This is a genomic window from Bacteroides sp. (assembly GCF_030151085.1).
Taxonomy (GTDB): domain Bacteria; phylum Bacteroidota; class Bacteroidia; order Bacteroidales; family Bacteroidaceae; genus Bacteroides.
Genome location: NZ_JASLER010000040.1, coordinates 88949 through 97945 on the forward strand (window position 1 = coordinate 88949; position 8997 = coordinate 97945).

General features: G+C 44.7%; 7 protein-coding genes and 1 pseudogene. 7 read left to right on the plus strand and 1 reads right to left on the minus strand.

The features are described 5' to 3' along the window. Positions 1-214 precede the first annotated feature (214 nt). The 7 genes and pseudogenes from Q1W14_RS07645 (at position 215) to Q1W14_RS07675 (ending at position 7695) form a co-directional block, all read left to right on the plus strand. Complete coding sequence (locus Q1W14_RS07645; protein ID WP_300700387.1) at positions 215-1447, plus strand: site-specific integrase; 1233 nt, start codon at positions 215-217, stop codon at positions 1445-1447. A gap of 21 nt (positions 1448-1468) precedes the next feature. Beyond that, positions 1469-1861, plus strand: coding sequence for a hypothetical protein (locus Q1W14_RS07650; protein WP_300700389.1), 393 nt, complete (start codon positions 1469-1471; stop codon positions 1859-1861). A 270-nt stretch (positions 1862-2131) separates the two neighbouring features. Continuing rightward, a complete protein-coding gene (locus tag Q1W14_RS07655; RefSeq protein WP_300700391.1) occupies positions 2132-2371 on the plus strand; it encodes a hypothetical protein in 240 nt (79 codons plus the stop codon). A gap of 119 nt (positions 2372-2490) precedes the next feature. Then, a pseudogene (gene mobV, locus Q1W14_RS07660) lies at positions 2491-3648 on the plus strand (MobV family relaxase); the annotation flags it as partial. Positions 3649-4280: 632 nt separating this feature from the next. After that, a complete protein-coding gene (locus Q1W14_RS07665; protein ID WP_300700393.1) occupies positions 4281-5327 on the plus strand; it encodes a hypothetical protein in 1047 nt (348 codons plus the stop codon). A gap of 329 nt (positions 5328-5656) precedes the next feature. Continuing rightward, entirely contained in the window at positions 5657-6316 is a 660-nt protein-coding gene (locus tag Q1W14_RS07670; protein WP_300700395.1) for a DUF1349 domain-containing protein, read from the plus strand. Between the two features lie 92 nt (positions 6317-6408). Further along, positions 6409-7695 (plus strand): Fic family protein, encoded by a 1287-nt coding sequence (locus tag Q1W14_RS07675; protein WP_300700397.1) that lies wholly within the window; start codon positions 6409-6411, stop codon positions 7693-7695. Between the two features lie 240 nt (positions 7696-7935). Here the strand turns inward: Q1W14_RS07675 and Q1W14_RS07680 are convergent, their stop codons facing one another. Then, positions 7936-8412 carry a hypothetical protein gene (locus Q1W14_RS07680; protein ID WP_300700398.1) on the minus strand — a complete coding sequence of 159 codons (477 nt, stop codon included), beginning with the start codon at positions 8410-8412 and terminating at the stop codon, positions 7936-7938. Positions 8413-8997 lie beyond the last annotated feature (585 nt).

Consider the following 8997-nt stretch of genomic DNA (forward strand, 5'->3'; position numbering starts at 1 on the left):
ATATCGTTCGTTACGCTATATTTTTCTCTTGGCGAAAAGCCAAAGAAAACCACGATACAGCCAAACGGTGCAGAAGTTCAGTTACCACCTCATTACCCCCGTAACGGGTGCGGATTTCTTGCTAAATGGTTCTTTTTCTGCGATTTGCGTAATTCTACATAGCTGTCGGTAACTCACTATAAACTAATTTTGTAACCAAAAAAAGGAGTGAGTTATGCGAAGTACATTCAAGGTCTTATTTTACGTGAAGAAAGGCAGCGAGAAGCCTAACGGCAACCTGCCTTTGATGTGCCGCCTTACGGTGGACGGAGAGATTAAACAGTTCAGTTGCAAGATGGACGTTCCCCTGCGGTTGTGGGACGTGAAGAACAACCGTGCTTCGGGCAAGAGCGTCGAAGCGCAGAGAATCAACCTCGCGGTGGATAAAATCCGAGTGGAGGTAAACCGCCGCTATCAAGAATTGATGCAGACGGACGGGTATGTTACCGCCGCCAAGCTCAAAGACGCCTATCTCGGTATCGGCATCAAGCAGGAAACCTTGCTGAAGCTGTTCGAGCAGCACAACGCCGAGTTTGCCAAGAAAGTCGGGCACAGCAGGGCGCAGGGTACATTCCGACGCTATCAGACGGTTTGCAGCCATATTCGGGAGTTCCTGCCCCATACCTACAAGCGTGAGGATATTCCGCTAAAGGAACTCAACCTCACGTTCATCAACGACTTCGAGTATTTCCTGCGCACGGAGAAGAAATGCCGCACCAATACCGTGTGGGGCTACATGATCGTGTTGAAACACATCGTTTCCATAGCGAGGAACGACGGACGTCTGCCGTTCAATCCCTTTGCAGGGTACATCAACTCTCCCGAAAGCGTCGATAGGGGCTACCTTACCCAAAAGGAGATACAGACGCTCATGGACGCACCGATGAAGAACACCTGCCATGAACTCGTACGGGACTTGTTCGTCTTTTCCGTGTTCACGGGTTTGGCGTATTCGGACGTGAAGAACCTCACTGCCGACCGCCTGCAAACATTCTTCGACGGCAACCTGTGGATAATCACCCGAAGAAAGAAAACCAACACCGAATCGAACATCCGTCTTTTGGACGTTCCCAAGCGTATCATCGAGAAATACAAGGGACTTGCAAGGGACGGTCATGTTTTTCCCGTTCCGAGCAACGGCAGTTGCAACAAGATACTCAAAGAGATAGGCAGACAATGCGGCTTCAAGGTTCGTTTGACCTACCATGTAGCCCGCCACACGAACGCCACGACCGTGCTTCTGTCGCACGGCGTACCCATCGAAACCGTGAGCCGCCTGTTGGGGCACACGAACATCAAGACCACGCAGATATACGCCAAAATCACCGCCCAGAAGATAAGCCAAGACATGGAAACCTTGTCGCACAAGCTGGAGGAGATGGAGAAGAATATCTGCCGAGCCATTTAGTCACCTTAAAACAGCATACCGATGAAAGAAGAAAGGAACATCATCACGACAGATGAATACGGCAATATCTCCCTACCGACCGATATAGGCGCAACCGCCATGACCGAGTGGGAAATCTGTGAATTGTTCGGGGTTGTCGCCCCGACGGTTCGGGCAGGGATAAAGGCACTCTGCAAGAGCGGCGTTTTGAAAGAGTGCGGTATCAAACGCCTTGTCCGTCTATCGGACAGAAGCAGCATAGAGGTTTACGACCTCGAAACGATAGCCGCCCTCGCTTTCCGTGTCGAATCGTTCGGGGCGGCGAAAGTCCGCAAGCTATTATTAGACAGGATTATGAACGGGCGAAAAGAGAAAACGACGGTTATCGTGTCTGTCGTTGCCGACACCGAGCCGAGCCGCCGATGGATGGCGTAACGGTCAGTCGGTCGGGGTATCAGTCCGTAATACAGTCACACGGTCATACATTCATACGGTCATACCGTCACACGGACGGAAAGGGGCTGTTTCCCGACCGCAGGAAAGCGGAACAGTCATTCCCGTTTACAAAGGCGAAGCAAGCACGGGGCTTTCCGTCGGCTGCAAGGTCGGGCGGCTACGCCGTTAGGGGAACAATCTCCACCCTCATGCTTCGGGTAGTATTCTTCCCCTAAACCTTGCATCCGACCGCCCCGAGCAAAGAAGCCTTTGAAAACGGAAACGACCGCCCCGCAGCCCACCACCGACCGAAAGGGAAAAATAATAAGATGGGCTTCGGTATTGTCAGCAAAGTCAGTACAACGAGTGCAGACAGCCAAGTCCGAAAGCGGATTCAACCGCCGAGCCGATAAGACACGGGCAGACCACCGGCACGCCGCAGGGTATTTACGGAGAAAATACCGTAGCTTATTAGGGAATTTTCCGAGCCGCAATACTCCGTATCGCTGAAAATTCCCCAATAAGGCAAGGGGCAAGCCCCTCTGCACACCCCGTCGGGGACGGCTGTTTGCCGCCCCCGAAGATACAAAGAATCATTGTTTCACAAGCTAAAAAAGAAAGGAATATATATGGGTTTCGTAGTATTGCACATGGAAAAGGCGCACGGTTCCGACAGCGGAACGACCGCCCACATAGAGCGTTTCATCATCCCGAAGAACGCAGACCCCACACGCACGCACCTGAACCGAAAACTCGTTGCCTACCCCGACGGGATAAAAGACCGTTCGGCGGCTATTCAGAAAAGACTGGAAGAAGCGTGGCTGACACGCAAAATCGGAAACAACCAAGTACGGGCAATCCGAATCAACGTGTCGGGAACGCACGAGGACATGGAACGCATCGAAAGGGAGGGGCGTTTGGACGAGTGGTGCGCCGACAATATGAAATACTTCGCCGACACGTTCGGGAAGGAGAACATCGTGGCAGCGCACCTGCATCGGGACGAGGAAACGCCCCACATACACGTCACGCTCGTCCCCATCGTCAAGGGAGAGCGCAAGCGCCGCAAAAGGGAGGAGCAGGCGAAGAAGCGATACCGCAAGAAGCCGACCGACACCGTAAGGCTGTGTGCCGACGATATTATGACACGATTGAAACTAAAGTCCTACCAAGACACCTACGCCGAGGCGATGGCGAAATACGGGCTCCAAAGGGGCATAGACGGCTCGAAAGCACGGCACAAGTCCACGCAGCAGTATTACAATGAAACGAAGAAACTCGCCGACAGCCTCAAAGCGGAGGTAGTGGATTTGCAGCGTCAGAAAGAAACGGCACGGGAGGAGCTCAAACGGGCGAAAAAAGAGATACAGACCGAGAAGCTGAAAGGGGCGGCGACCACCGCAGCCGCCAACATCGCCGAGAGCGTCGGTTCTCTTTTCGGCAGTAACAAGGTCAAGACGCTGGAGAGGGAGAACGCCGCCCTGCACAGGGAGGTAGCCACGCACGGGGAAGCCATCGAAGCCCTGCAAGCCCGAATACAGACCATGCAGGCAGACCACAGCCGACAAATGGCGGAGATACAGCAGAAGCACCGCAGGGAGATAGCGGACAAGGAAGCGAGGCACAAGCAGGAAATATCGTTTCTGAAAACGGTAATCGCACGGGCGGCGGCATGGTTTCCCTATTTCCGTGAAATGCTCCGTATCGAAAACCTCTGCCGTCTTGTCGGGTTCAGTGACGGGCAGACGGCAACGCTCGTCAAGGGGAAGCCGTTGGAATATGCCGGGTGAAGAATTGTTACAGGCAGAGGTATGCGGGTTTGTGTCGCAATCGTACCTGACGGAGTTCTGCCAGATGAATTTCGGGGAAAGTTCGGGATGCGGAGCGATATAAGACAAAGGAGGGAAGTCTTTTATCAGGCATCAGAAGAATAAAAATATGGTAAATCACTGTATTTTCGGGATTTTGTTTTATATTTGGGCAAAAGGACAAATGAAGCCGTTAAATATCCTTTTGCAGACGATTATCGAAAAAGAATGGACGGGAAACGAAAAGGGAGTTTAGGGGTGGCGGGGTATCTTTGGGACAATAAAAAAGAAAGGATAAGCTTAATATTTTGAGCGTATGGATTCAATAGACAGATTATATTTAAACATAACTCTGATAGCAGTCATTGGAGTGCTATTAAGAATAATCACTCTTTACTATCCAAGTTATGATTCACGTGATTTTTATTGCAAGCTATTGCCTTATACGATTACTGCCCTATTTTTCTTTGCGGCTTTTCTAAATCCGCAAGGGAGCTTATGCCGTAAGGGAGATATGATTATAGGATGTATATGCTTTGTTGTATCTATTATTATATCTGTTATATGTAGTATACACTGGCACTGGCAATGAATTAACCCAAAGTGAGTATATGGAAACAATAATCTATCAATTGTTTAAAGAGGATAAAGCTAATGCAATACTGTTGGCTATTATTTTCCTATTGTTATGCAGCATATTTTGTAAAGAGATAGGTTTTAAACGTTGGCAACGCTGCCATTATGGCGTCTTTCTTTTAAAAACACCCGAAGCAGATGATTATATACATCTATTATCAATGCAGTCAAGTGAGGATAATTATTATGCTGGTATATCCATTATTAATAAAGTATATGTTCGGGCATCAATCAGCAATGAATCACTTCTTCCTCCTGACGGTTTGACTATACATTGGACATCCACATCCGATTTAGGCATAAGGCAATCATGGCGTTTAAATACGACATTTGACAAGAACTCCCTGAAACAATATAGGGGAAATCTGTTTGCCGTCCGACTTCATAAAGAGGGTAAAGTAACGCTTTATGTAACTTCTGTTGAGGACAAAAATAAGCTAAATGAAATCGGAGTTTATCAGGCAGATTTGGTAGAACCGGAAAAGATGGTCGTGAAAGTTACCAAAGAATTGTTGCACATGGAAGACATGAATCCTACAACCAAAGAAACAATTGACCATATAAACAGCCTTTTAGATAGAGCTTTTAATGCTTCCTTATCAACAAATCGGGCGACTAATGCTAATGATGAACTAAGAAACGAAATACAGACCTTTTTACATGAGAACGATACCGATTTGATAGAAGATCCACAAGAAGCTATCCGGATAAAAAGATATTGTATAAACGGTCTGTTGGCACTTGCCTTGGTTTCAAATGTAGATGAACGGGACGAATTGATAAATAGAGTCTATGATTATATAGACTGGAAAAATGACAAGGAAGAACTTACAAGTACATATATCGGGATTAAATTTGTGCGTTTATTGTTTGATATGCAAAATTGCAGTATGTATCACATTGATATCTTGTATGAAATAGCTAAATATATACGGGAAAATAAAGAATATATATATCCCCAACAAGCTGAACACTGTAACGAGGTGATAGAATTCTGCATAGCTTTCTATAGAGAGAGTTAATTAAAAAATATTGCAAAAATTCAAATATCAAATATGAGAACAGTTATGGATATTAAGTATCTTTGGATGAACAACTAAAAATCAAAAAGGTATGAAAATGAGAAGTAGTATAAAGCAAGTCGCCTTTGTAAAATAGCCGCCGATAGTTTGTACTTTCGGAAAAAGATATTATATTTGCCAATGAAAGAGTTATTTGACAGCATAGCAACGCAAAACGCTGAAATTCGCACAGTTGCTAAATCGTTACCTCTATTTCTCAAATAATTCGCTAAAAGTTTATTCTTCAATCGGTTAAGTCAAACCGATAAAAATCTAAAATAAAGTTATTTATGAGAAGAATTTTAATGGGTACGCTGATAGCAATTGCCCTTTTAACAACATCGAAAACAATGGCACAGAGTTTTGACAAAATGCAGTGGTTCAATGAACCGGAAGGTTGGGAGATTAAGAACCCGACAACGTTCGTCATGCAGGTTCCGGGGAAGACGGATTATTGGCGGATTACTCATTATGGTTTTACCGTTGATGATGCTCCATTTTATTATGCAACCTATGGAGGAGAGTTTGAAGTGAAGGTAAAAATTACCGGAAATTACAAGACTACTTTCGACCAAATGGGTCTGATGCTTCGTACCGACCATAAGAACTGGATAAAGACCGGAGTCGAATATGTGGGCGGTAAACAGAATGTTAGCACAGTGGTAACACACAACACATCGGACTGGAGCGTGATAGAACTTGATAAAGCCCCCCGATCTTTATGGATTAAAATTCTCCGCAGACTGGATGCTGCCGAGGTGTTCTACTCGTTCGATGATAAAGAATACAAGATGATGCGCACTTGCTATTTGGAAGACAACTGCCCTGTACAAGTGGGACTCATGGGTGCATCGCCTGACGGAAATGGTTTCGAAGCCATCTTTGAGGACTTTAAAGTTACCCAGTTGCCGGACCTTCGCCGGTTGAAGTGGGCGGAAAAGCAGAAATAAGGCTTGGTTTGCTTGTGACTAAAGAATATTTATAGGCTAGAATATTGCATTTGCGGCTAATAATTACTATTTTAGCCGCAAAATATGCGGTTATGTATATACATGAGAAAGAGAATTGGACAAGTTTTTACTGGAATCAGGAAGAGATATCCTCTTTTTTGGACGAAGTCTGCCGTGAACAAGGTAAATTGTACGGACGCTTGGAGAGCATAGGCTTTGAGAACCAGTTGATGCTGACTGCCGAAAATATCGTTTCTGACATTGTTTATTCTTCCGAAATTGAAGGAGTTGTATTAAATACTGAGGAAGTCCGTTCTTCTGTCGCTACGAAACTTGGGATAGATACTAAGTCGTTTGTGGCTCCTTCCCATCGGGTAGATTCTGTGGTTGAGGTAACGTTGGATGCACTACATAATTATGAGAGAGCATTGACCAAGGACAGACTGTGTGGTTGGCAAGCTGCTCTTTTTCCTACAGGGTACAGTAGTGGTGTACCCATTGAGACAGGGCGTTATCGAACTTGTGAGGAGCATATTGTGTCCGGCAGATTCGGTCATGAGAAAGTCCATTATGTGGCTCCTTCTCCTGATAGGGTAGAAGTGGAAATGGAGGCTTTCTTGCAGTGGTTTAATGCCAATCTGTCTCAGTCACCTATAATTCGTTCCGCCATTGCTCATTTATGGTTTGTTTCAATCCATCCATTTGAAGACGGAAACGGACGGCTTTCACGCATTATTGCCGATATTTTTCTGGCACGTGGTGATAAGAGCCGGATGCGCTTTTATAATATGTCTTCGCAAATCAATCAAAGCAAGAAGGAATATTACTGCATTTTAGAAACAGTGCAGCGTGGGAACGGTGATATAACGCAATGGTTAGTTTGGTATATTTCAACTTTGAAACAAGCATTGTTGCATTCTGATATTCTGCTGAGCCGTGTATTATGTAAGAGTCTGTTTTGGGCATATTTTGCTCAGACTCCTATGACTCAACGGCAAAAAGAGATGCTCAATCTTTTTCTGGATGGATATGAAGCCAAGATTACAAGCAAGAACTGGGCTGGCTTGGCAAAGTGTTCATCTGATACGGCATTACGTGATATTCAAGATTTGGTAGATAAACAGGTACTCCTTGTTGATGATGAGACTGTACGCCGGAAGAGTTATTCCATTAACTATACCGGTAAAAAGAAAGATGCATTCCTTGCTCGCTTCAGCCATATTGAAGTGGTGACGGAAGGAGAACGAACTTTTATTCGGGCTTGCACTGATGGTACGAAAGAGGTAAGTGAGTGCCTGATGTCCCTGGATGTGGAAAGATTGAAGAAGGGAGAGGTACAGCCGGAACAACTGTTGGCAAAATATTTCTCTTATTTATAAGATAGAATAATATGATTTTAAAGGTAGATGGACTCAAATTTACTATTTTCGGATAATTAGAAATACAAAGTGTCATTGTGTAATATTACGAAAATGTAATTTCATCCGAAGGAAGGAATTACCCGATATGTGATTGTAGAAAGTAGAACATATTATTGAATAGGTATAAGAATAATCAAGAGAAGCCGACTATCTGGAGTAAAAACCAGGCAGCCGGCTTTTTTTAATAGTGTTTCAAAACTATAAATTCTCCCCGGTGTTCTCGTCTTTCACTTCTTCTAACTGCGCCAATAGATATTTCACATTCTCTATGTGCGAACAGAGTATCTTTGTCATTATCTTGGCATAAGCACTCTCTTTCATTATGTCCATAAAGAATCTAGTCTGATAGCCGACATGTTCGGCAGCAAGTAAACGTTCTTTTTTGGAGACCGTTTGCTGCATCATATACAAACCAAATCCCTCGGTAAGCACTTTTATTCCCATAGATTGATGGACATCGAAAAGGTCGGTAAAGTGCTGGAATTTTCCAAGCATTCTGAGTAAATTGGTTAATCGTTCCACATCCGTCCGCTGCATAAAATAAGTTACTGGATTAACTAACCGATTAAGCGTAAGATAGAACGTCATCATTTCCTCATCGGATGTAAAGGCTGCGTGCATAAATTGAGTTTCGTCCCCCGGGCGAACCTGCTCTTTGTTCAAAATAGCTTCCATAAGCATTAAATTTGAATGGTGAATAAATAAGGTTCAATGAGAAGGACGGAAGGGTAGATTTATAGAAATAAAAGAAGCGGTTTCGCCTGTCCCATTGCTCTCCACCAACGCATCGGCAGTAGGTGCATTAACACTCTACACGGGGGTACGAAACCGCCCATATAGAATGCACGCAAGCAGGCATAAAAATGCCTGCCACGACAATAGGCAGGTTTACCTGCCGATGCGATAATAAGAGAGCATTGCAAATGTACAACATATATTCGATAAAGCAATAAAGAGCCCGAAGAAAGAGCAAATTGGGAAAATGATGTTCTGATAATTACCGGCTTTTACACACTTAAGTGCGTAGGCTTACACTTATAGGAGTGTTGCCTTACGCTTATAGGAGTGTGAGGCAACACTCCTATAAGTGTAATTTCATGCAAAATTCATTTCTTTCTGATGGGTTATGAGTTAAGCTATTCTATTCCGTTTGTCAGACACTTGTGTTTCTCTTGTCAGACACTAGTGCTTGTCATGATACACACCAGTGTTTGTCACGATACATGCCAGTGTCTGACGAGCGGAACACTAGTGTTTGAC